General features: G+C 35.8%; 23 protein-coding genes. 20 read left to right on the top strand and 3 right to left on the bottom strand.

What is annotated here, in order from left to right; genetic code table 11:
* Positions 1-178: 178 nt before the first annotated feature.
* From FC88_RS07230 to FC88_RS07210, 5 genes are read left to right on the top strand one after another with little or no spacing between them, the layout of a single operon-like run.
* A complete protein-coding gene (locus tag FC88_RS07230; protein ID WP_057814268.1) occupies positions 179-1,129 on the top strand; it encodes an aspartate carbamoyltransferase catalytic subunit in 951 nt (316 codons plus the stop codon).
* The gene (locus FC88_RS07225) at positions 1,086-2,357 is read left to right on the top strand and encodes a dihydroorotase (RefSeq protein WP_057814267.1); all 1,272 of its coding nucleotides are present in this window, start codon (positions 1,086-1,088) and stop codon (positions 2,355-2,357) included. The genes FC88_RS07230 and FC88_RS07225 overlap by 44 nt, the downstream gene beginning before the upstream one ends.
* Before the next feature lie 16 nt (positions 2,358-2,373).
* A complete protein-coding gene (gene pyrF, locus FC88_RS07220; protein WP_057814266.1) occupies positions 2,374-3,066 on the top strand; it encodes an orotidine-5'-phosphate decarboxylase in 693 nt (230 codons plus the stop codon).
* Positions 3,066-3,704: an orotate phosphoribosyltransferase gene (gene pyrE / locus FC88_RS07215; protein WP_057814264.1), complete on the top strand. Its 639-nt coding sequence runs from the start codon at positions 3,066-3,068 to the stop codon at positions 3,702-3,704. Before pyrF ends, pyrE begins: the two co-directional genes overlap by 1 nt.
* The gene (locus tag FC88_RS07210) at positions 3,704-4,849 is read left to right on the top strand and encodes a quinone-dependent dihydroorotate dehydrogenase (RefSeq protein WP_057814263.1); all 1,146 of its coding nucleotides are present in this window, start codon (positions 3,704-3,706) and stop codon (positions 4,847-4,849) included. Before pyrE ends, FC88_RS07210 begins: the two co-directional genes overlap by 1 nt.
* A gap of 62 nt (positions 4,850-4,911) precedes the next feature.
* Here the strand turns inward: FC88_RS07210 and FC88_RS07205 are convergent, their stop codons facing one another.
* Complete coding sequence (locus FC88_RS07205) at positions 4,912-6,498, bottom strand: L-lactate permease (RefSeq protein WP_057814262.1); 1,587 nt, start codon at positions 6,496-6,498, stop codon at positions 4,912-4,914.
* Positions 6,499-6,612: 114 nt separating this feature from the next.
* A complete protein-coding gene (locus tag FC88_RS07200; RefSeq protein WP_057814261.1) occupies positions 6,613-6,876 on the bottom strand; it encodes a hypothetical protein in 264 nt (87 codons plus the stop codon).
* Positions 6,877-6,999: 123 nt separating this feature from the next.
* On the opposite strand from FC88_RS07200, the gene FC88_RS07195 reads away from it, so the two are divergent.
* Positions 7,000-7,497, top strand: coding sequence for an acyl-CoA thioesterase (locus tag FC88_RS07195; RefSeq protein WP_057814260.1), 498 nt, complete (start codon positions 7,000-7,002; stop codon positions 7,495-7,497).
* Between the two features lie 66 nt (positions 7,498-7,563).
* Here the strand turns inward: FC88_RS07195 and FC88_RS07190 are convergent, their stop codons facing one another.
* Positions 7,564-8,106: a hypothetical protein gene (locus FC88_RS07190; protein WP_057814259.1), complete on the bottom strand. Its 543-nt coding sequence runs from the start codon at positions 8,104-8,106 to the stop codon at positions 7,564-7,566.
* 170 nt (positions 8,107-8,276) lie between these two features.
* Here FC88_RS07190 and FC88_RS07185 point away from each other — a divergent pair, with 170 nt between their 5' ends.
* The 14 genes from FC88_RS07185 to FC88_RS07120 all read left to right on the top strand — a co-directional run bounded on the left by FC88_RS07185 (position 8,277) and on the right by FC88_RS07120 (position 24,580).
* Complete coding sequence (locus tag FC88_RS07185) at positions 8,277-9,782, top strand: YfcC family protein (RefSeq protein WP_057814258.1); 1,506 nt, start codon at positions 8,277-8,279, stop codon at positions 9,780-9,782.
* Positions 9,783-9,810: 28 nt separating this feature from the next.
* Positions 9,811-11,145: a M20 family metallopeptidase gene (locus FC88_RS07180; protein WP_057814257.1), complete on the top strand. Its 1,335-nt coding sequence runs from the start codon at positions 9,811-9,813 to the stop codon at positions 11,143-11,145.
* 145 nt (positions 11,146-11,290) lie between these two features.
* Positions 11,291-12,592: a 3-phosphoshikimate 1-carboxyvinyltransferase gene (gene aroA, locus FC88_RS07175; protein ID WP_057814255.1), complete on the top strand. Its 1,302-nt coding sequence runs from the start codon at positions 11,291-11,293 to the stop codon at positions 12,590-12,592.
* Positions 12,593-12,666: 74 nt separating this feature from the next.
* Positions 12,667-13,485, top strand: a complete 819-nt coding sequence (locus tag FC88_RS12635) for a Cof-type HAD-IIB family hydrolase (RefSeq protein WP_083484594.1) — start codon at positions 12,667-12,669, stop codon at positions 13,483-13,485.
* Positions 13,486-13,689: 204 nt separating this feature from the next.
* A complete protein-coding gene (locus tag FC88_RS07165) occupies positions 13,690-13,998 on the top strand; it encodes a PTS sugar transporter subunit IIB (RefSeq protein WP_057814254.1) in 309 nt (102 codons plus the stop codon).
* A 95-nt stretch (positions 13,999-14,093) separates the two neighbouring features.
* Positions 14,094-14,429, top strand: coding sequence for a PTS lactose/cellobiose transporter subunit IIA (locus tag FC88_RS07160; protein WP_057814253.1), 336 nt, complete (start codon positions 14,094-14,096; stop codon positions 14,427-14,429).
* 5 nt (positions 14,430-14,434) lie between these two features.
* Entirely contained in the window at positions 14,435-15,880 is a 1,446-nt protein-coding gene (locus FC88_RS07155) for a 6-phospho-beta-glucosidase (RefSeq protein WP_057814252.1), read from the top strand.
* 24 nt (positions 15,881-15,904) lie between these two features.
* A complete protein-coding gene (locus FC88_RS07150) occupies positions 15,905-17,362 on the top strand; it encodes a 6-phospho-beta-glucosidase (RefSeq protein WP_057814251.1) in 1,458 nt (485 codons plus the stop codon).
* A gap of 139 nt (positions 17,363-17,501) precedes the next feature.
* Positions 17,502-18,278 carry a MurR/RpiR family transcriptional regulator gene (locus FC88_RS07145; protein ID WP_057814250.1) on the top strand — a complete coding sequence of 259 codons (777 nt, stop codon included), beginning with the start codon at positions 17,502-17,504 and terminating at the stop codon, positions 18,276-18,278.
* A gap of 136 nt (positions 18,279-18,414) precedes the next feature.
* Positions 18,415-19,719, top strand: coding sequence for a PTS cellobiose transporter subunit IIC (gene celB, locus FC88_RS07140; RefSeq protein ID WP_057814248.1), 1,305 nt, complete (start codon positions 18,415-18,417; stop codon positions 19,717-19,719).
* Between the two features lie 21 nt (positions 19,720-19,740).
* Positions 19,741-20,826, top strand: a complete 1,086-nt coding sequence (locus FC88_RS07135) for a DUF871 domain-containing protein (RefSeq protein ID WP_057814247.1) — start codon at positions 19,741-19,743, stop codon at positions 20,824-20,826.
* 52 nt (positions 20,827-20,878) lie between these two features.
* Positions 20,879-22,039 (top strand): GNAT family N-acetyltransferase, encoded by a 1,161-nt coding sequence (locus tag FC88_RS07130; protein ID WP_057814246.1) that lies wholly within the window; start codon positions 20,879-20,881, stop codon positions 22,037-22,039.
* A gap of 141 nt (positions 22,040-22,180) precedes the next feature.
* On the top strand, positions 22,181-23,311 hold the full coding sequence (locus tag FC88_RS13050) for a GGDEF domain-containing protein (RefSeq protein WP_057814245.1): 1,131 nt from the start codon (positions 22,181-22,183) through the stop codon (positions 23,309-23,311).
* A gap of 138 nt (positions 23,312-23,449) precedes the next feature.
* On the top strand, positions 23,450-24,580 hold the full coding sequence (locus FC88_RS07120) for a GGDEF domain-containing protein (protein WP_057814243.1): 1,131 nt from the start codon (positions 23,450-23,452) through the stop codon (positions 24,578-24,580).
* Positions 24,581-24,596 lie beyond the last annotated feature (16 nt).

The raw sequence follows: 24,596 nt of genomic DNA, 5'->3' as shown, positions 1-24,596 counted from the left end.
ACCTTTATGGGTTTTTGTGTCCACTAGTGTTCGGTTATATTTTACAATCTGCCTTACTAAAAAATAAATCGTCAGGGAACTTTTAAATAGATCCAGTGAGGTCTGAAAGGTCGGTTGAACACCAAACTTTTAGGGGGTAGCTGGATAAAAGCTATCCCTTTTAATTTGGAGGAAAACAATGAAAAATATACTTTCTATGTCACAATTATCAAATGAAGAGGTACTAAATCTAATTGATTCAGCGATTGATTTCAAAACTGGTAAGAAATCAGAAATTGGGCAAGATAAATTTGCTATCAACTTATTCTTTGAAAACAGTACTAGAACTAAATCTAGCTTCCAAGTGGCTGAAATGAAGCTAGGCATGAAAGAAATCGAATTTGAAGCATCAACATCTTCAACTTCTAAGGGTGAAACACTTTATGACACTGTAAAAACTGAAGAGAGTATTGGCGCTAGCGTAGCAGTTATTCGTCACAGTCAAGACAAATATTACGAAGATTTGGTAAACAACCATAACTTGAAGATCCACATCATCAACGGTGGCGACGGTACTGGTCAACATCCTTCACAATCACTTTTGGACTTAATGACAATCTATGAACACTTTGGTAATTTTGATGGATTAAAGGTTGGTATTATCGGAGACTTGAGTCATTCAAGAGTAGCCCATTCAAATGCTGAAATTTTAACAAGACTAGGAGCTCAAGTTTGTTTTGGTGGCTTAGATTCATGGTATACACCGGAATTTGCCGAAATTGGACCACACATGAGTGTTGATGAACTTTGCCAAGAAATGGACGTTGTAATGCTACTTAGAGTTCAACACGAACGTCTTTCTGCTGAAGAAAACAAGAATTTCTCCAAAGCTGACTATTTTGAAAAATACGGTTTGGATATGGATCGTGTCAATATGATGAAACCTGATGCAATTATCATGCACCCAGCACCAGTAAATCGTGGAGCAGAAATTGCGGATGATGTAGTGGAATGCGACAAATCATACATCTTCCCCCAAATGGCCAATGGTGTCTTTATGAGAATGGCAATGATTGAAGCAGTTTTAAAAGGAGATAACGCAGAAGATGAACTTACTGGTCAAAAATGCAAAATTGTTTTACACAAATAAATTAATAAATTGTGATCTCTTGATTGAAGATGGGAAATTTTCAAAAATTGCTGAAAATATTCATCCCCAAGGAAGTAAAATAATCGATGCCAAGTTTAATCTAGTTACACCAGGTTTAGTCGATATTCACGTTCATTTCAGAGAGCCCGGTCAAGTTCACAAAGAAACAATTGAAACGGGAACTAAGGCTTCAGCTCATGGTGGCTTTACGACCGTTGGTGCGATGCCAAATGTTATCCCAGTGCCTGATGATGCAGAGAAGTTTACGAAGCAGATTGAATTGAACAAAAAGAATTCAGTTATTCATACTTTGCAATATGCACCAGTTACTAAAGATGAAACTAGTGATGAATTAGTTGATATTGAACAACTAAGTAAACTAGGAGCTTTCGCCTTTTCAAACGATGGTCACGGAATCATGAATGCAAAGTCGATGTTTGATGCTATGGAAAGAATTGCTGCTATCAACAGTCATTTAGCAGCTCACGTAGAAGATAAGAATCTCTTTAATAAGGGCGTCATTAATTTTGGACCTGCAGCGACACGTTTAGGTTTGCCAGGTATCCAACAAGTAGCAGAAACATCGCAATTGGCTAGAGATTTAATGCTAGCTAAAGAAACCGGCGTTCACTATCATGTCTGTCACATTTCAACTAAAGATGGTGTGGATTTGGTCAGAATGGCTAAGGATGCGGGAATCGACGTTACCTGTGAAGTATCACCACACCACTTGTTGTTGAGTGAAGATGATATTTTGATCGATGATGCTAATTTTAAGATGAATCCACCATTACGTAGTGAAAATGATCGTCAGGCTTTAATCAGCGGTTTACAAGATGGCACGATCGACATGATTGCAACGGACCATGCACCACACGCTGAAAATGAGAAGAATCAAGGTTTTGCAAAGAGTGCTTTTGGAATTACTGGTATCGAAACGAGTTTTCCATTGATGTACAGTCGTTTGGTCAAAACAGGCATCATTAGTTTAGAAAAATTATTGAATCTGATGTCGACTAATCCAAGTAGGATTTTTGACTTAAATGAAGCCGGAGAAATTAAGCTTGGACAAAAAGCTGATTTTTCAATCATTAACTTAAATGATGAATTTGAAATCAACAAAAATGATTTTATTTCTAAAGGCTCTAATAGTCCTTTTATCGGAAAAAAGGTTTTTGGATCAGTGCAACAAACTTATTGTGATGGACAACTAGTCTATCCAAAATAAAGAATGAGGGGTAAAAATGAATAAGCCAGTAATAGTAGCGTTAGATTTTGCAGATGATTTTGAATGTATTAACTTTTTGAATCAATTTCCTAAGGATCAAAAATTATTTTTGAAGATTGGTTTGGAAATGTTTTGTCAATTCGGTTATCCGTTTGTTAGAAATTTGAGAGAACGAGGATACAATATTTTTCTTGATTTGAAGTTACATGATATTCCTAACACGGTTAAAAGAACTTGTGAGATGATTGCCAAGTGGGATGTTCAGATGTTGACAGTTCATGCCAGTGGTGGTGCAGAAATGATTGCCGCTGCAAAAAAAGGACTAGCAGGTTCTGATACGAAGTTACTTGCGGTTACACAGTTGACTTCTTTAGGACAAACTGAATTGAAGAATGAATTGCAAGTGCCACTACAATCTCAAGATTACGTTACACATCTAGCAAAATTAGCTTTTGATAACAAAGCCGATGGCGTAATTTCTTCAGCTTTGGAAGTACCGATGATCAAACAAGCTACTAGTGAAGACTTTTTATGCGTTACCCCAGGTATTCGTCCCAAAGCATCACAAGTGGAAGATCAAAAACGTGTTGCTACACCAGCTAAAGCTAAGACTTTAGGTAGTGATGCCATTGTGGTTGGTCGTCCAATTACTTTAGCTGAAAATGGTTATCAAGCATATATGAATATTTGTAAGGAGTGGAATAAATAATGGATAAAGTATCAGTCGCAAACAATATTGCCAGTCAATTATTAAAGATCAAGGCGGTAACTTTGAACCCCAAAAAGCCTTTCATTTGGGCTAGTGGTATCAAGGCTCCAATTTATACGGATAATCGTTTGACTATTGCTTATCCAGATTTTCGCCAAACAATTGCTCATGATTTAGCTGAATTAATCAAAGAAAAGTATCCTGAAGCTGAAGTTATTGGAGGAGTTGCCACAGCCGGCATCCCTCACGCTACAGGTGTTTCTAATATTTTGAATTTGCCATTGAACTATGTTCGTCCACAAAAAAAGGATCACGGTAAGAAGAGTCAAATTGAAGGACGCTGTCAAAAGGGTGACAAAGTTGTTTTGATCGATGACTTGATTTCAACCGGTGGCAGTATTTTAAAAGCTGTTAAGGCTGTTGAAGAAGAAGGCGGAGATGTGATTGGAACAGTCGCAATTTTCTCCTATGATTTGCCAGAAAGCACCAAGAATTTTTCCGATGCGCATACTAAATTATTTACTTTGACAGATTATCCAACCATGATTCAAGTAGCTCAAAAATTGGACTACGTTGAAGAAAGCGATATGGAATTATTACAACAATGGTATCAAGATCCAGAAAGTTGGGGTAAATAATGAGTCTATATAAATTAGTTCGTCCAGTGATTTTTAAAGGTGATCCTGAAGTTGACCACCATTTGGTAGCTAGTGGTTTGAAAATGTTTAATAAAACGCCTGAAGTTTTAGAAAAAATGTTTCAAGCTAAAAAGCCTAATAATATTAAGGTGACTGTCAAAGGAGTTACTTTCGATTCACCAATTGGTATTGCCGCAGGTTTTGATAAAAAAGCTGAATTTTATAACAGTCTAGGCGCTTTAGGTGCAGGATTTGTTGAAATTGGTAGTATCACCAAAAATGATCAACCTGGCAACAAGAAAAAACGGATTTTTCGTCTGCCAGAAGACAACGCTATTATCAACCGCATGGGTTTAAATAATTTAGGCGTTGAAGAAACGAGACGTCACTTAGCTAATACTCCCAAGCACGTTAAAGTCGGTATCAGTGTGGCTCCGGGGCATGGTTTGAATAGTGAAGAGATGGTCCAAGAGATGGTTGAAGACATCAAAGAAATCCATTCCTTTGGTAATTACATTGCTTTAAATCAAAGTTGTCCTAATCAAAAAGGTGTCACGACTTTACAAGAAATCCCTGTAGCTAAGAACTTGTTGCAAAAGATTCACAATTTACATATCAAAGAACCAGTCTTTTGTAAATTTGGCAATGACATCACAGCCAAACAATTAATTGAATTGATTCAAGAAACTGACGGTTTGATGGACGGAATTATTTTAACTAATACGGCTTCAAACCCTAGTCCAATTCATGACAACCTCAAGTCAGCTCATAAAAATGAAGGCGGTGGCCTCAGTGGTAAGCCAATCTTCAAGAAGTCACTTAGTTTAACTAGAGCGATTCATGAAGCGTTTCCTAACTTACCAATTATGTTTTCTGGTGGAGTATTTACACCTGAAGATGCCAAGGTAGCTTTAGATGCTGGAGCAAGCTTAGTTCAAGTTTATACAGGCTTTATTTATAACGGCCCCACTTTAATGAAACAAATTAATCAATATTTATCAGAAAATGAAATTATTAATTCAAATGATTATCAAAATGTTTGTGAAGCTCCAATTAGAGATTCTGGAGATATAACTGTTATTCCAATTAATGAAGATAAAAAAGTGGAATTGGATGCTAATTCTGGAGCATCATTTCACGAATAAAATAGAAAAACTCCGTTAGAAAGTCAGATTTGATTTTCTAACGGAGTTTTTTGATTAGATAATTAGATAAAGAGTGTAAAGATAAAACCAACGATACCAACGACTAATCCATAAATTAAAGCCGGTACAGCAGTTTTTCTCAAAATATTTCCTTCTTGGCCAGTAAGTCCGACAACTGAACTGACTGAAACGATATTGTGAACGCAGATCATGTTACCAGCAGCAGCACCAATCAGTTGAGCTGCCAATACTAAGTCAGTTCCAACACCAGCTTTAGTAGCGATATCGGCTTGAATCTGTCCGAATGTCAAAGTTGAAACAGTAGTACTGCCGGTTACGAATGAACCTAATTGTCCTAGGAATGGAGCGATGACGATCCAAACAGAAGATAAGTATTTGGAAATAACTTGTGCGATATACATTGGCATGCTAGGGATATCTTTGAGATTTAGTTCTGAGTTAGTGAAAATTTGTACCATGATCAAAGTTACTATCAAAGCAATCGCAGTAGATTTCATTGAAAGAGCAACTTTTTTGGCAGTAGGCAAGAAAGGTTTGAGCGATTTAACTTGAAGCAATAAACCAATAATAGCGGCAGTCGTCAACAAGGTACCAGGTGAATAGAGAAATTCCCAGTCGGAATTGATTTGTTTAAATCCCAAAATATTATTCCATGATAAATTGATGTTTTGAGTTAGGAAATTCTTTAATGGCATGATAGTTCTGGTAGCTAAAAGTAACAAGATAACTACGATATAAGGTGACCAGGCAGTCAACAAAGACATAGAATGTGTTGATTTGATTTCTTTAATTGAAGTAGTCCAAGGTTTTTTTATAATGTCTTTTGGCAATAAGAAATTAAACTTAATTGAAGCAATCGCAATAATAATTGTGAAGAAAGGTGCCAAAATGGAAACAAATTCATAACTAATTAAAAAGGATATTAAGATAGCAAAGAAACTATAAATTAAGCCAATGAATAATGTCCAAGGGATGAGAGCCATGAAATCTTTAGTTTTATGAGCGTCATTTTTACCAAAGAGGAAAATCAGCATAAAGACAAGTAGCAGTGGCATAAATGTTCCTGAAAATAGATCTAATTGAGTAATACGTTGACCTATATTGTTTAAAAATTCACTTTTATCGCTGACATTACTAAGTCCAACTGTCAATGGCGTTCCTACAGCACCAAATGAAGCTGGAGTTGAATCAGCTACTAATGACAAAGTTACCGCAGCCATGGGTGAATATCCCAGAGCAATCATTAAAGGAGCAGTAACCATTGCCGGTGTCCCGAATCCGGAAACTCCTTCGATCAAGCCACCGAACAAAAAGGCTACTAAAATCAATTGGAGTCGCATATCTCCAGAAATTTGATGGAATCCTGAATTGATTCGATCAATTGCCCCGGTGTGTTGTAAGATGTTCAACATCATCAAAGCACCAAAGAGAATCCAAAGGATGGGCAAGGCTTTGTGGATGGATTGAAGAACTGAAGCTAATAGGACTTTACTGGGCATTTTCCAAATAAAATAACCCTCTAATAAAACAATCGCGGCACTGATCGACATTCCTTTAGTAGCTGGCATATTGAGAATACCTAGAAGAATTAAGGGCAAAATAACAGCTGAAAGTGCGATTAAAATCATAAGAAATCTCCCTCTTTGAATTTATTTTATATATTATATAATTTTTTACTTATGTTTGGGAACAAATTTTGAAAAAAATTTAATCAAAAAACGAACCTAAAATTCTAGGTTCGTTTATAGCATTTTGAGAGGACCACCATCAATGCCTTTGGTAACGGTTACATCATCAGGGCTGATTTCGGTATGCTCACTTATTAGTTTATTCAAATGTCTATTAAAATCTTCTTCATCTAATTGTGATTTTACATGCCATGACGAAAAGTCACCATTAGTAAAAATATCACCGAGTTTTTCAAAAGCATCAATCTTTTTAGGATCAATTAATTTATCAGAATTAATGTCTACAAAATAGTTAGTGTACCATAGTAAAAATGCCATAATTTCCTCCGGAGTTTGTATTACTACTATAATAATATAATTTATTTGGTAGCGGTTAACATTTGTCAAAAAAGATTGTTCTAACTAAAAACTACTATTAAAATATCTTTAGAGAGGTAGATTATGAGTCAAAAGACGTGTCAACAAACGAGAACAATTAGTGAACGAATAATTTTTGATAAAGATTTAAATGATAAGCAGACGCTTTTTGGTGGAAAAACCCTGAGTCTATTGGATGAAAATGCTGGATTAGCGAGTTTTAAATTCGTCAAAGGCAAGATTGCTACTGCAGGTTATGACCACATTAATTTTTGGAAACCAATTACGACTGATAAGTTCATTAAAATGGAGTCTTTTGTAACTGGTGTATATCATCGTCAAGTAGAAGTATTTACAAAGGTTATTAGTCATGACATACAAACTGATCAAACAGAAATCGCTTTTACTAGTTTTTGCACTTTAATTGTTTTAAAGTCAAATGACAAAATAGAAATTCCCACAATTATTCCAGAAACTAACGAAGAAAAATACCTTTGCCAAGGATTTGAAAAACGTTTAAAGCAAAGAAAAACTGAATTTTTACAAAAAGATGAATTCTTAGGACATTTAACTATAGATTAAAGGAAACTGAGATGAAAATTAAAGCCTCACTAAAGTGCATCAAGGCATTTTGATGAGGCTTTAATATTAATTGATTTTTTCTGCCAACTTCTTTAAGACGTTACTCAAACGAAACAAAGTATTTTTAGAATCGTGAAATTGGTTATAACTAAGATCCAAATCAATTTTATCTTGATTGATTTCTAATCTTAGAAAAAATGGTTTTCTCAGGAAAGGTAAGAATGACTGCTTAGCTGGATTAATGGTTAAGAGATTGTTTAAGTCGTATTCTTTTTCACGCTCGATCACTTTAAATCCCTTGATCTGCGAATAGCTGATAAATTGAAATTCAGTTCGATTGGGAAAAAGAATTATTTTTAATTTATCCCAATAAGAGTTCATTTTGTAGTACGAAATTCCATGATTTTCTAATTGCCAGTGACCAAAAATTTTTGGTAAATTGGCTGAAAAATAGATGCAAAGTAATAAAAATAAAACGGCCAAAAATGATATTATTGCAACTTTTATGTTAGCGGTTAACCCCAAACCACCAACGAAAAAACCTCCAATGAAACTGACAATTAATGGACGATGATTGATTCTTTTTCCGAATTCGATCGTATCAGTCATTTTAATGTCTCCCTCTTAAATCTAATAATATTGTAATATTTTGTAATCGTTTACACAACTGGCATTAAGGGAAAATTTATTTACAAATATTTCCATGGAAACCATTGTAATAGTTTATTTTATCGTATATCCTGAAACTATATTATAAATATATATAGGAGGGTTGATTCATGGGAAAAAAAGCTAAAAAATGGCAAATGCCGTCGGCATATACAATTTTATTCTTCTTAATTATTTTAGTTGCCATTTTGACTTGGATTATACCAGCAGGTGAGTACGCAACCACTAAAGCAGGAAATATTATTGCAGGTACGTATAAAGCCCGCGCAAGCAGTCCTCAAGGTATTTGGGACGTATTTTTAGCACCGATCAACGGAATGGTTGGTACCGATGTTACTGAAGGATCAATTTCAGTCTCGTTATTTATCCTGGTTATCGGTGGATTTTTAGGTGTCGTCAATAAGACTAAGGCCTTGGATGATGGTATCAGTTCTACCGTTCAGAAGTATAAGGGTAAAGAAAAGGCTCTTATTCCTATTTTAATGACATTATTTGCCATTGGTGGTTCAACTTATGGTATGGGTGAAGAAACAATCGCTTTCTACCCAATCTTGATTCCAGTTATGATCAGTGTTGGTTATGACTCGATCACAGCGATTTCTCTAGCTTTAATTGGTTCACAAGTTGGATGTTTGGCTTCAACAGTTAACCCATTTGCGACTGGTGTTGCTTCACAAACAATCAATATTTCACCTGGTGACGGGTTGATTCCACGTTTCATTCTTTTGATTTTGGTAACTGGAATCAGTATTTTTTACGTCATGCACTATGCAGATAAAATTAAAAAAGATCCATCACAATCATACGTTTTTGAACGCCGTCAAAAGGATTTGGAAGAATTCTCAATGGCTGACAGAACAATTGGTGAAAAACTAACTAAGAAACAAAAGAGTGTTCTATGGCTATTTGCACTTACTTTTGTAGTTATGATCACTAGTTTGATTCCTTGGTCAAGTTTGAATCCAAATTGGACGTTCTTTGACAGTTTTACAAAATGGTTAACAAACGTACCATTCTTAGGTGCTTTGATTGGTAAAGACATTGCGCCACTTGGTACATGGTACTTTACAGAAATCACAACTCTATTCTTCATGATGTCAGTTATCATCATGTTCATCTTTGGGATGAAAGAATCAGAATATATCGATGCTTTCTTGAATGGTATGAATGAATTCTTGAGTGTTGCGATTATCGTTGCGGTTGCTCGTGGTATTCAAGTTATCATGAACAATGGTTACATTACTGCTACAGTTCTACATGCTGGTGAAACAGGATTGCAAAATCTTTCTGCTGGTGTCTTCATTGTTTTGACATACATTTTCTACATTCCTATGTCATTCTTGATTCCTTCAACTTCAGGACTAGCTGCTGCTACAATGGGAATCATGGGACCACTAGGTAAGTTCTCTGGCGTTGACGGATCATTAGTTATCACAGCTTATCAATCAGCTTCAGGATTAGTTAACTTGATCACACCAACTTCAGGTATCGTTATGGGTGCTTTAGCTATTGGACACGTAAGTATCGTTAAATGGTGGAAGTACATGTGGAAGTTGGTTGCTATTTTATTCGTGGTAATTGCAGTCTTCTTAGTTATTTGCTCGATGTTTAAGTAATTTTGTTTAAATAATGGGGGAAAGAATAATGGAAAAATTTATTACAGATGAAATTCAAGATGCAGCGATTAAGGATTTAGGTAAATTAGTTGGTGTTGCCTCATACAACGAACCAGCTGAACCTAATGCACCTTTTGGTAAGGGTCCTAAAGCTGCTTTGGATAAAGTTTTGGAAATTATCGGTAATCTAGGTTTTAAGACTTATGAAGATCCAGATGGCTACTATGGCTATGCTGATATTGGTGAAGGCGATGAGACCTTTGGTATCGTAGGTCACGTTGATGAAGTGCCAGCTGGTAATTTAGAGGCTTGGGATGTAGAGCCTTATCAATTGACTGAAAAAGATGGCAAGTTGTACGGTCGTGGAACTCAAGATGACAAGGGACCTACAATTGCTGCTATTTATGCCGTTAAATCTATCCTCGACAAAGGTTATAAATTAAATAAAAAGATTCGTGTGATCTTTGGTACTGACGAAGAGATTCTTTGGAGATGCTTAGCTGAATACAATAAGAAAGAAGATCCAATTGATTTAGGTATTGCACCAGATGCTGAATTTCCATTGATTTACGCGGAAAAAGGTTTGCAACAGTCACACTTATTTGGACCTGGATCAACTGAATTAAATATTGATTTAGAAAATGCCTTCAATGCTGTACCCGGTAAGGCAATTTACAACGGTCCAAAACAAGATGAAGTAATGGCAGCTTTGAAAGCTCATAATTTTGAAGCCGACCAAACAGCTGATGGTATCGAAGTTCATGGACATTCAGTTCATGCTATGAATGCTCCAGAAGGAACTAACGCTGTAGTTAGATTAGGAATTGCTTTAGCTGACGTTTATCCTGATATCAAAGTATTGCAATTTTTGAAAGACTTTGGTGAAGATGCTAATGCTACTAATTTATTGGGTCATGTATCGGATGATGTTTCCGGTAAATTGACTTTCAATATTTCTAGTTTGAAGATCACACCAGAAGAATCTAAGATACAAATTGATATGAGAATCCCAGTAAAAATCGATCACGATGAACTGATTCAAAAAGTATCCGATGCTGTAGCCAAATATGACATGAGATACGAAAACTTCGATTACGTTGCACCACTTTATGTACCAACGGATAGTACTTTGGTTAAGACTTTGATGCAAACTTATCAAGACTTAACAGGTGATACTAAATCACAACCAGCAATTTCTGGTGGAGCAACCTTTGCTAGAACCATGCACAATTGTGTAGCATTTGGTGGAATGTTGCCAACTACTCCAGATTTCATGCACCAAGCTAATGAAAATTGGAGTAAAGCAGATATGAGAAAAGCTATGGAAATATTTGCTGAAGCAATCTACAGATTATGTTTTTAACGTAAAAAATTGATAGGGCGAAAGCCCTATTTTTTTGTCCTCAAGACTAAAAGTTTGTCTTATGCTCTGAAATTAGGTAGCGTAACAGTAAGAAAACAAAGAGAGAAGAAAGATAATGAACAGCTTATTAATGAGGTGTATTTAAATGTTTAACTATAATACGAAAGCACACAAGTTCAAGTTTCAAGGTGAAGTGATGGTCCCAGGTGATAAAAGTATTGCTCATTTGGCCATTACTTTGGGATCTTTGGCTAGTGGCGTTACTCAAATTGGCAATTTTAATTATGCTGATGATTTAGCTGTTACCGCTAAAACTTTTCAACAATTAGGAGCTAAGATTCACACGGAAGTTAGTACTAAAGCAATGGTTATTAAGGGTGTGGATCATCAATTAAAGTCTTTAGATAAACCATTAAACATCGAAAATGTTGGAACTCTTGAGAGTTTATTACTCGGCGTTTTAGCAAGTAGTCCCAATCAGTATGAAGTACTTGGAGGAGATTACCTTTCTAAACGTCCTAATCATCGCTTAGTGGAGCTTCTTCAAAAAATGGGTGCAACGTATCAACCCTTAGGTGAAAACTCATTGCCGGCCAAAATAACAGGCAGTGAGAATTTAAAAGGTATCATCTATCATCAAGATATTTCTAGTGCTCAAATCAAAAGTAGTTTAATGTTAGCTGGTATTTATGCCAAAAGTGACACAACGATTATACGCAAGCAAGCCACACGTAATCATACCGAAGTATTACTCAATTATTTTGGTGGTAATGTTTCAGTTGATCCAGCGACGATTATTGTTCATCCTGGAGCTCACCTAGAAGGACAAAGTATTACGATCCCAGGTGATTTTTCATCGGCTGCTTTGTATATTGCGGGGGCTTTATTGTCTGAAGGAAGTCAGATAACTTTGCCTCGAGTCAGCCTAAATTCAACCAGAATTGGGCTTTTGAATGTTGCTAAGCAGATGGGAGCTCATATTTATGTTGATCATCGTTCAGTTAATAGTGTTGAACCATACGGAGATTTAATTATTAAGCATCAAAAATTGCATGGTACTAAAATTACTAATAAACAAGTACCTTTTATTATTGATGAAATACCGCTGATTGCTTTGATGGCTTCACAAGCTAGTGGTCAAACGGTAATTGAAGGTATTCACGATGTTCATCTGCAGCTAGCAGATCGCATTCGAAATATGCGGGTTGAATTGGCCAAATTGGGTATAGTCATGCAAGTCAACGACGATACAATCGTAATTGATGGCAATCAGGAGATCAAAGTTAAAGATGATGTCGACAGTCACAACGATCACCGAATAGCAATGATGCTTTGTATAGCTTCAATTTTGACTGATAGTCCGTTTCAAATTAAAAACATTGAGTCGATCGATGTTTCTTACCCAAGTTTTATTGCCGATATGAATAAAATTCTCGTTAACAAGTAATTGGGTGTTTGTTTTTATTAGGCAGTGTCGTATGATTAATGTAAATTGATTTTATGTAAGGGGTTACTTAATTAATGATCAAATTTATAGGGACTGACCTAGATGGGACGTTGTTAAATAGTTACAGTAAAATATCGACAAAAAATGCTCAAGCTATCCGTGATGCGGTCAATTCTGGAATCGACTTTGCAATATGTTCGGGGAGGACATTGCATTCAGTTAATAAATTTTTTGAAAAAGATTTAAAAATTGATGGATATCGGGTCGTTTTAAATGGTGCTGTCGTAGTTGGTCCAAAGGGACAAAAGATTATTGATCAACCAATGGATCCAATGGTTATTACTGAAATTTTGAAACGAGCCGAATTCAGTAATTTCAAAGTTGTTTTGGATGGACTCAATGATATTTACGTTTATGATCCTAATCACAGTTGGACGACTTACTTTGAAGGGATGGACCGTCATCACAAAAAGGCTCGTTCGATTGAAGATCTGATGAAGATCAATCAAGATTCTAAAATCAATATTTATAAGGTTTGTTTTAGTTGTCCGCCCAACCAATTAACTTCTTTGCAAAAAAAATTAGAGTCATTTACGTCGATGCCAATTACTATCAGTCGTTCTGGAAGTTATTATTTCGAGATCAACGGTCAAGATGTGACGAAATTAGCCGCATTACAAAAGATTTCAGAATATACCAAAATTCCGATGACTGATTTCATGTGTTTTGGCGATTATGGAAATGATTTAGACATGATCAAAGAAGTGGGTTACGGTGTAGCAATGGAAAATGCCATCGAGAGCGTGAAAAAAGTTGCTTGGAAAGTGACTGACAATAATAATCATGATGGTGTGGCAAAGATGATTCAGCGAGTGCTAAAAAATGAATTTTAAATAACATTTGTTCAGAAAACTGAAGTAATCTGAATAGATGTTATTTTTTTGAATTAATTTAAAGAATATTTGTTTTTTGATAAAAACAACTTGATAAAATTTTTGATGAGTTATATACTCTAATTGTTCTATGAAAGCGTTTTTAGTAAACGTTTTAAATAAAAAACAAACAAATAAATTTATAACCAAGAGGGGTATTTCATTATGGCTGAAAAAACAATTATGTTATGTTGTGCTGCAGGTATGTCAACAAGTTTACTAGTATCAAAGATGCAAAAGGCTGCTGAAAGTGATGGTATCGATGCTGAAATCTTTGCTGCCGCTGCTGCTGATGCGGATGCAAAATTGGAAGAAAAACATCCTGATGTATTGATGCTTGGACCTCAAGTAAGATACATGGAAGGTCAATTCAAAGACAAGTTGAGTATTCCTGTTGAAGTTATTAATATGCAAGACTATGGAATGATGAATGGTGAAAAAGTTCTACGTGAAGCTGTAAAACTAATTGGCTAATCATCAATAAAAACTAAACAAAAGGGGCGCAGATTGCACCCCTTTCGTTATTTAAAAATCAAGTAAGCGCTTAATTATTGAGGGAGAAATAAAAAATGGCTGAAGAACAACATGATGCACAACTAGAGACAGTAATGGGATTGATTATTAACGGTGGAAATGCAAAGAGTTCTGCTTTTGAAGCAATCAATGCTGCTAAAAAAGGTCACTTTACAGTAGCAGACCAAAAATTAAAGGAATCAGATGATTTCTTAGTAGATGCTCACAATTCACAAACAGATATGCTTACAAAAGAAGCTAATGGTGAACATGCTAAAGTTACTTTGTTGATGGTTCACTCACAAGATCACATCATGAATGCTATTACATTTAGAGATTTAGCAGGAGAAATCGTTGATTTGTACAAGAGACTAGCCAAAGAAGGAGAATAATTTCTATGAGTGAAGGAATTAAAATGCCTGATGGATTTCTTTGGGGTGGCGCTGTAGCTGCACATCAACTCGAAGGTGGTTGGAACGAAGGCAACAAGGGTGTCAGCATTGCTGATGTCATGACTGCTGGTGCTAAGGGCGTTGCTAGAAAAGTTACTGATGGTGTTGAGGAAGGTCAAATCTATCCTAACCATTGGGGCAATGACTTTTATCATAAGTATCCTGAAGATATTAAATTGTTTGCTGAATTAGGCTTAAAATGTTTTAGAACTTCAATTGCTTGGACGAGAATCTTCCCAAATGGTGATGAAACAAAGCCTAATGAAGCAGGTCTGAAGTTTTACGATGATATGTTTGATGAATGTCTCAAGTACGGTATTCAACCAGTAATTACTTTGTCACATTTTGAAATGCCATATCATTTAGTAAAGAAATATGGTGGTTTCAGCAATCGTAAAGTCATTGGCTTTTTCGACCGCTTTGCTGAAGTTTGTTTCAAACGTTACAAAGACAAAGTTAAGTATTGGATGACTTTTAACGAAATTAATAATCAAACTGACTGGCGAGATCCACATCCATTGTTGCAAGATTCAGGATTGCAATTAGGTAAGGATGACAACTGGGAAGAAGCAATGTTCCAAGCTGCTCACTATGAATTTGTGGCTAGTGCTCATGCAGTTCAAATTGCCCACAAGATTGATCCAAGCTTAAAGGTTGGTTCAATGATTGCCATGTGTCCAGTTTATCCGTTGACCTCTAAACCAACCGATATTATGAAAGCTGAACGGGCAATGCAATATCGTTATTACTTTGGCGATGTTCAAGCACTTGGCTTTTATCCTGAATGGATTACTAAGTACTGGGCTCGTAAAGGTTATAATTTGGACATCACTGCTGCTGATTTGGCGGATATCAAGGCTGGCACAGTTGATTATGTTGGCTTTAGTTATTACATGTCATTCACAACTAAAGCTAAAGATGGGGAAACTCATTTTGACTATGACGAACACAATGATCTAGTTTCTAATCCTTACGTAGAAAAATCTGATTGGGGTTGGCAAATCGATCCAGTTGGACTTCGTTACGCAATGAATTGGATGACTACTCGTTGGCACAAGCCATTGTTTATCGTTGAAAACGGTTTTGGTGCTTATGACAAATTAGAAGATGACAATAGTATTCATGATCCATATCGCATTTCATATTTCCACGACCATATTTTACAAATGGAAAAAGCTGTTCACGAGGACGGTGTTGATTTGATTGGATATACTCCATGGGGGCACATCGATTTGATTTCAGCAAGTACTGGAGAAATGAAGAAACGTTACGGCATGATTTACGTTGACCAAGATGATGAGGGTAATGGAAGCCTCAAGCGTTACAAGAAAGATTCGTTTGCTTGGTATCAGAAGGTTATCGCTTCTAATGGTGAAGATTTAACAGAGTAATAAAAAAGAATTGAGGGGTAATAAATGACTGAAACGACAAAAAGTGGATTAAGAAAAGATTTTCTTTGGGGTGGTGCTGTAGCTGCCAACCAACTTGAGGGTGCATGGAATGTCGATGGCAAAGGTGTCAGCGTTTCAGACATTATGACAGCTGGTGCTTACCAAAAGCCACGTGAAATTACTAAGGGAATTATTCCTGGTAAAAATTATCCAAACCACGAAGCAATCGATTTTTATCACCAATACAAGGGTGATATTAAGATGTTTGCTGAAATGGGCTTCAAGTGTTTTAGAACTTCAATTGCTTGGACAAGAATCTTTCCAAATGGCGATGAGGATGAACCTAATGAAGCGGGTTTGAAGTTTTATGATGATCTATTTGATGAATGTTTGAAGTATGGTATTGAACCTGTGATCACGTTGTCACATTTTGAAATGCCATATCATTTAGTTGAAGAATACGGTGGCTGGAGAGATCGTCGTGTGATCGATTTCTTCGTTAAATTTGCGACAGTTTGTTTCAAACGTTACAAGAATAAAGTTAAGTATTGGATGACATTCAACGAAATAAACAACCAAACTACTTATACTAATGACTTTTCAATTGCGACTGATTCAGGTTTGATTTTCTGGGACAACGAATCAGAACAAGAACGTGAAGCTTTAATGTATCAAGCATCTCATTATGAAGTTGTTGCTAGTGCTTTGGCTGTTAAGATTGGTCACAAGATCAATCCTGATTTCAAGATTGGTAATATGGTCAACTTTACACCCGTTTATCCAGCATCGTCAGATCCTAAAGATATCTTGTTGGCTGAAAAGGCTATGCAAAGACGTTACTGGTGGTCAGATGTTCAGACACTAGGTGAATACCCAGTTGGTATGGAAGCCTACTTCAAGAATCACAACTTAAGACCAGACATCACGGCTGAAGATCGCGTTGTTTTACGTGAAGGAACAGTCGATTATGTTGGTTTCAGTTACTACAATTCTATGACTGTTAAATATAGTGATGACAATCCAGAATTTAAATTCGTTGGTGACCGTGAGACGGTTAAAAATCCTAATATGAAGTATAACGATTGGGGTTGGCCAATTGATCCAGTTGGTCTTCGTTATTCAATGAATTGGTTAACTGAACACTATCACAAGCCTTTGATGATTGTTGAAAATGGTTTTGGTGCTTATGACAAGGTCGAAAAAGACGGTTCGATCCATGACGATTACCGTGTTGACTATTTGAGAGCACATATTGAACAAATGATAACGGCGGTTAATGAAGATGGCGTAGATCTTCTTGGTTATACACCTTGGGGATGTATTGATTTGGTTTCTGCTGGAACAGGTCAAATGTCCAAACGTTACGGTTTCATCTATGTTGATAAAGACGATGAAGGTAACGGAACACTTGAACGTTCAAAGAAAGATTCATTCTACTGGTATCAAAAAGTTATCCGTTCAAACGGATCAGACTTAGACTGAATCTATTAAAATAAGCTGAGACAAAGCCAAATTAGTTTGTCTCAGCTTATTTGTTTTCTGGAATAAGTAACTTGTTACATATATAATTAAAATATCTTTACTAAAAATGATATAGACCAATTAAAGAGGAGGGAGATCTATGTTTCCATATCAAAAAGTGCATGAGCTCAATCGCTTGGAACTAATCGTTTATAAGTACATTATTGGTCATACTAAAGAGGTTCAAAATATGACAATTCGAGAAATGGCGGATGCGGCACATGTTTCAACGACGACGATTTTACGTTTCTTGAAGAAAATGGATTATAGTGGTTTCTCAGAATTCAAATTTGCTTTAAAGCAGAGCCTGAAACAACCAGTTAAATCTCAACAAGACCCTAGTATGGAGCCTATCAAGAACTTTTTTCAATTAGTTGCCGATGAGGAACCATTTGACGATAAGGTCAATCAAGCAGCTGACATGATTAATGCATCCGATTTAGTATTGTTTTTCGGAGTAGGTAACAGTGGCAGAATTGCGCAATACGGAGCCAGTATCCTTTCAAGTTACGGGGTTTATTCATTGCCTATTCTTGATCCTTTTCAACCAGAACCATTTTCCGACCGTGATTTCTCAAAGACATTATTGGTTTTAGTGTCGATTTCAGGCGAGACAGATCAAGTTTTAGAGCAAGCACGTTACTACAAAAAAAACGGAGCAGAGACGATTGCTTTGACCGCAAATTCGTATTCGGTTTTGAACCAAATAACTGATTTTTCGATCTCTTACGATACGCCACAAAACCGCAAAGGACATATCAATGTGACGACTCAGGTACCAATCGTTTATACCTTAGAACAGATTGCTAATAGCGCTTATCATAAGATGGTAGACCACATCGATAATCGCTTTACGGAACATGTCACAGAAAAGTAACACGTTTTTTCTACGTTAACTTATTATTTAGTTTATAAAAACACACATATTTTAATGTAAAGGTTTACAATGGTTCTTGTAAGCGGATAACAGTGTTTCTGCTTAGTAACAAATTATATTTGAGGGGGTTTTGCATATGGCTGAAAAGAAATCTGGCAGCTTCGTCCAAGAGAAAATTATTCCTCTTGCTGGTAAGCTTGCTTCTTCTCGTCATTTGATCGCATTGCGTGATGGTATGACATTGGCTGTTCCAATGATCATCATCGGTTCTATCTTTATGATTATCGCGCAATTTCCAATTCAAGCCTATCTAGACTTTATGGCTGGTATCTTCGGCAAGAACTGGGCAACAGTATTACAATATCCAACAAACGCATCATTCCACATCATGGGTCTGATTGCTGTTATTGGTATTTCTTATAACTTGGCTAAGAGTTATAAGGTTGATCCTATCTCTGCTTCAATCGTTTCATTAGGTGCTTTCGTCCTAACAATTCCTTTGAAGACAGACAAGGCTGGAGCATTGTGGATTCCATTGACACAATTTGATTCAGCTGGTCTATTTACAGCTATTATTGTTGGTTTGTTTATTACCGACTTTTATGTTTGGATGGTTCACAAGAACTGGACAATCAAGATGCCTGATACAGTTCCACCAGCAGTAAGTAACTCATTTGCTGCTTTGTTCCCAGGTATGATTGTATTGCTTCTAGTTTGGTTAGTACGTATCGGTGTTGAAGCTACACCAATGCAAAGTATTCCAAACATCATTTCCTTTTTCTTGGCTGATCCACTAGGTCACTTGAGTAACACATTGCCAGGTGCTTTGGTAGCTGAATTCTTGATTTCCTTCCTATGGATTTTCGGTATTCACGGTGCTAACGTTGTTTCTGGTGTTATGATGCCTATCTGGTTGACAGCTTTGAACCAAAACCATGCAGCCTTTACTGCTGGTAAAGCTCTACCAAACATTGTTACAACATCATTCTTTGATAACTTTGTTCACATGGGTGGTTCAGGTGCTACAATCGGTTTGGCATTCTTGCTAGCCTTTGCTGCAAAGAGTAAAGAATTAAAGACCTTAGGTAAGCTGGTTGCCGGACCTGCCTTGTTCAATATCAATGAGCCTATTCTCTTCGGTCTACCAATTGTTATGAACTATAAGATGTTAGTTCCATTTATTCTAACACCACTTATCAACGTAACAACAACATATATTGGTATGGCTACAAACTTGGTTGCTAGACCAATGGGTGTTTACATTCCTTGGACAACTCCACCAATTTTATCAGGTTTCATTTCAACTGGTCATATTTCTGGTGCTGTAATGCAAATTATCAATATTGTGCTTGATACATTGATGTACTGGTACTTCTTCAAGTCAATGGATAAAGACAAGTTGGCTGAAGAATTAGGTCAAGCACAAGAAGCTGCTAAATAACAATTTTTTGGAGGTCATGTTTTGAGAAGACTAGGATTATCACTATATCCTGAACATTCAACTTTGGCAGAAGATAAGAAGTATCTTGATACTGCTAGTAAATTAGGTTACTCACGAATCTTTGCTTCATTGCTCGAATTAGGTGATGACAAGGACAAAACTATCAATCGCTTTAAAGAAACCATTGCTTATGGAAATAAACTCGGTTTTGTAACGATCGTGGATATGAATCCTAGACTATTTAAAGCATTAGATATCAGTTACGATGATCTATCATTTTTCCACGAGCTAGGGGCCTTTGGTGTCCGTTTGGATGAAGGTTTCTCTGGAATGGAAGAAGCAAAGATGACGCGTAATCCTTATGGGTTAAAAATTGAAATCAATATGAGTTCAGGTACACACTACTTAGATAATATTCTTTCCTACCATCCTAATAAGGATAATTTACTCGGTTGTCACAACTTTTACCCTCAAAGATATACTGGATTAGGTGAAGAGTTCTTCATCAAGTGGTCGAACTTCTTTAAAGAACGTAACATTCACTCGGCTGCGTTTGTCAGTTCACACAGTGCTACTTTTGGTCCTTGGCCAGTTCAAGATGGTTTACCAACACTTGAAGATGATCGTGATTTACCAATTTCTACTCAAGTAAAACATTTATTGTTGAGCGGGGTAGTTGATGATGTCATCATTGGTAACACGTATGCATCGGATGAAGAATTAAAAGAAGCTGCAGATGCTTTTTATGCACCAGTTCCAGTATTGAAAGTTGATCTATCTTCTGACATTACTGATCTAGAAAAAGAAGTTATTTTGAAATCTACTCACGTTTATCGTGGTGATGCATCTGATTATTTGTTACGTAGTACAATGACTCGAGTAATTTATAAATATGGGAAATTCCCTGCCCATGATACTCAAGACATTAAACGCGGTGATATCATTATAGTTAATGAAAGCTACGGACAATATAAAGGTGAGACGCAAATTGCACTTCGTGATATTAAGAATGACGGACGTCGCAACATCGTTGGACATTTGAATTCTAATGAGGCTTTCTTATTGAGTTATATCGAGCCTTGGAGTAGTTTTAAGTTAGCAGAATAAAATAAAGAATACTATTCTCAATTGAATAGTATTTTTTTATGGGGAGAAAAATATGAATAAATATTTGCTCGACAAAGATAAATTTAATCAATTTTATGAATTGTATTTATATTCATTCAATCGACCTGACTCACAACAAAGAAGGTCAGTCTTAAAAGAACGTTTTGATCATGCCATCGTTTATGGAATCATGAATGAAGACAAGCTAGGTAGTGGCTTGTTTAGCATTCCTTTTAATGTTAATTTTCATGACGTTGATTTTAAAATGAATGGAATCGGTGATGTTATGAGTGCTCCGGAATTTGGTGGCCGCGGTGGAGCTAGTTTTCTGATGAATCAGGCATTAGAGGATATGCATAACGACGGTGTAACATTATCTTATCTAGCACCATTTTCATATGGATACTACCGTCAATTTGGCTTTGAACAAGTTTTTGATCATACCAGAATAACTATCAAGAATTCTGAATTGCCACGAGTACAGAATACTCAAGAAGGAATTGTTAAAAGAGTTAAAATAACTGAACTACCTGATTCAGTAAAACGATTATATCTAGAGAAGAACCGCCTTGGCGGCATGTCTCGAGCTGATTGGTGGTGGAATCATATGATCGACAAGCATCCTGAATATCAATTGGCTTTAGCATATCAAGCCAATAAAATGATTGGCTACTTAGTTTACTACAATGAAGGCGTCAATTTTGTGATTCATGAATGGGTCAACAGTAATCCGTTGAGTTTACAATTACTACTGAAATTTGTTACTAAGCACCAATCTATTTTTGAAAACTTTATTTATGAATCTCCAGATGCTGACTTCAAAGCTGACTTATTGGAAAATCCTAACGCTGCTAAATTGGAAGTCGTACCTTATATGATGGCAAGGATAGTAAACTTAGAAGATTTCTTAAAGCGATATCCAATTCAAAAGAAGAATCTACCTCGAATCAACTTCAAAGTAGAAGATAGTTGTGCTTGGAATAGTCATATTTGGTCATTAACAATCAATGACGGAATCGTTGATTTAAAGATTGCTGATGAACAAGAGCCAGATTTTAAAGTGACGATTCAAAACTTAACCAAAGCGATGTTTGGCTATCGTAGTTTGAATTCATTGTTTGAATACGGCTTGATAAAGGGAGACAAGAAAAAGATTGCTGTAACGTCCGCGCTTTTTGTGAAAGAAAAGCCTCAATTAATAGATTACTTCTAATATACTTGTAATATACTTGATGAAAATTGCTATAATATAAAAATATTTATCGCAAGTGCGGCTTTTTGTAGTAATATTAGGAAGTACCATTCTTTATGGATTTAATCGATGGTTTACTACAAATGGGAGGTACAAGTATAGTTGACTTGGCTTGTATGGCGAGTTTCACCATTTATTACTAGTATTTTTTTCATTTTGGGTGTTTTCACACTCTTTGAAGTATTAGTTGATTGGATTAAAGTAAAGCTACATTCAAAAGACATTAATATTAAGGACCATACGGTTGAATCTGTTGTCGGAATAACTTACATGCTGATTTTCTCTTTTGGTATGCAATATTCTATCTTAGGACAATCGTATTCTTGGGAATTCATGAATTTTCAGTTGATAGCAATCGTGTTCTGTGCGTATTTTTTGAATATTCGCATTCCATATTACTTTCTTTTTCCGATTGTTTTACTGTTTATGATCTATAATTCTTCAGTTGAATATTGGGAATCATGGTGTCACGCAATTACGTTGATAATATTTTATACAGTAATGAATAAAGGTTATTTATGGTCGCGAAAACTCAAATCACCTTTGTTCTTTTATTTAGCCACGGGGACGTTCTTCGGAGCGTTACTTTGGTATTTCATGAAGGTGAAATTTGGTTTTTCTTGGACGACTTATGTACAGGAATTATCATATTTGGTGATTTTTGAATTACTATTATATTCCTATGTCAGGATGCTTTTCAGAGACGACCGCTTAAAGGCTCGATTAGCTGAGGTTGCTAGTCATGACGCCTTGACGAAAGCTTTGAACTATTCAGCTTATGAAACCGAAGTTAAATATTTATTCAAGAATAGTAGGGACAATAATTTAAGTTTTTCAATGGTCATGTTTGATATCGATCATTTTAAACGAGTAAATGATACTTATGGACATTTAGCAGGTGATCGAGTTTTACAACATACAGTCGATGTTGTACAGACAATTTTGAACGCTAATGACTCGTCAGTAAAACTGTATCGGACAGGTGGAGAAGAGTTCAATGTGCTATTTCCAAATTATGACCTAAGGGGAACGCAAATAATCGTTGAGGAAATATTCACCGCTTTGAATCATTTGAAGGTATCTTTTGATAATAAGGAGATTGAAATTTCTGTTTCGATGGGAGTTTCTCAAATTTCAAACAAAGATGTTACACCAAATGACTTTTATAAACGAGTTGATAATAATCTTTATTATTCGAAGAAGCATGGCCGTATACAAATTACGACAATTTAAAGAGAACATCTTATTATTGATGTTCTCTTTTTTTGATACAAGAAATATGATAAAAATAAGTCTTTTCATAAACGAATAATAATAAAATTGTAGTAGAATAAAGCTAGAAGTTAATACCTGAGATGGGAGGGATGATTAATGACTTGGTCTGTTTGGCGAGTGACGCCGGTAGTTACGAGTGTCTTTTTCATTTTGGGCGTTTTTACATTATACGTAGTTTTAGTCGATTGGCTAAAATCAAAGATACGTTTAAAATATCCAAAAATCCGAGAACATACGATTGAGTCGTGGTTCGGTGTCATTTATATTTTAATTTTTGTCTATAGTCTACAGTTAGGAATTGCCGGGCAAGATATTTCTTGGCTATTTATGAATTTCCAATTGATTGCAGTAATTTTTTGCGCTTACTTTTTGGCTATTCATATTCCTTTTAAGGCTTTTTTGCCGATTGTTGTATTATTTATGTGGATCAATTCATCACTTTCGTATTGGGAGTCTTGGACGTATTCACTAGCAATCATTTTCTTTTATTGGAGTATGAATTACGTCTACAAATGGTCTCAAAAACACAATTACGTTTTTTTAGTCTACTTTTCGACTGGAACCTTTTTTGGAATGATATTATGGTTCCTAGTTAAAATTAAATTTTCGTTATCATGGTATATTTTTATTCAAGAAATTAGTTATTTCTTAGTATTTCAGGCATTACTATACAGTTACATTAGAATGTTGAATAAGAATCAGCGTTTAGAAAATAATCTAGCTCGTTCCGCTCATCATGATGCTTTAACACAGGCTAAGAATTATGCGGCTTATATGACTGAAGTGAGTGACTTATTTCAAAATAGTCATAACAATAAGTTACATTTGTCGATGATGATGTTTGATATTGATCACTTTAAGCATATCAATGATACTTACGGACATTTAGCAGGGGATAAGGTTTTGCAGCATGTGGTTGATGTTGTTCAAACCGTAATTGATGAGAATGATTCACGGATTCAATTGTATCGGACAGGTGGAGAAGAGTTCAATGTTTTATTTCCAAGCTATGATTTGGAAGAAACTCAAAAGGTCGTCCCTCAAATCTTCAATGCTTTGAACCATTTAGGAATCGACTTCAATGGACAACACATTGTTTTCACAGTCTCGATAGGAGTTTCTGAGGTATCTAAAAAAGATAATGATCCTAATGACTTTTACAAGCGGGTCGATGCGAACCTGTATCAATCAAAAGATAATGGCCGGATGCAAATTACAGCAAAATAAAAGAAGGAATTCCGTT

Source organism: Companilactobacillus futsaii JCM 17355 (assembly GCF_001435505.1).
Lineage (GTDB): Bacteria > Bacillota > Bacilli > Lactobacillales > Lactobacillaceae > Companilactobacillus > Companilactobacillus futsaii.
Note: the sequence above shows the minus strand (reverse complement) of the source record. Positions and strands in the feature narration are given on the sequence as shown.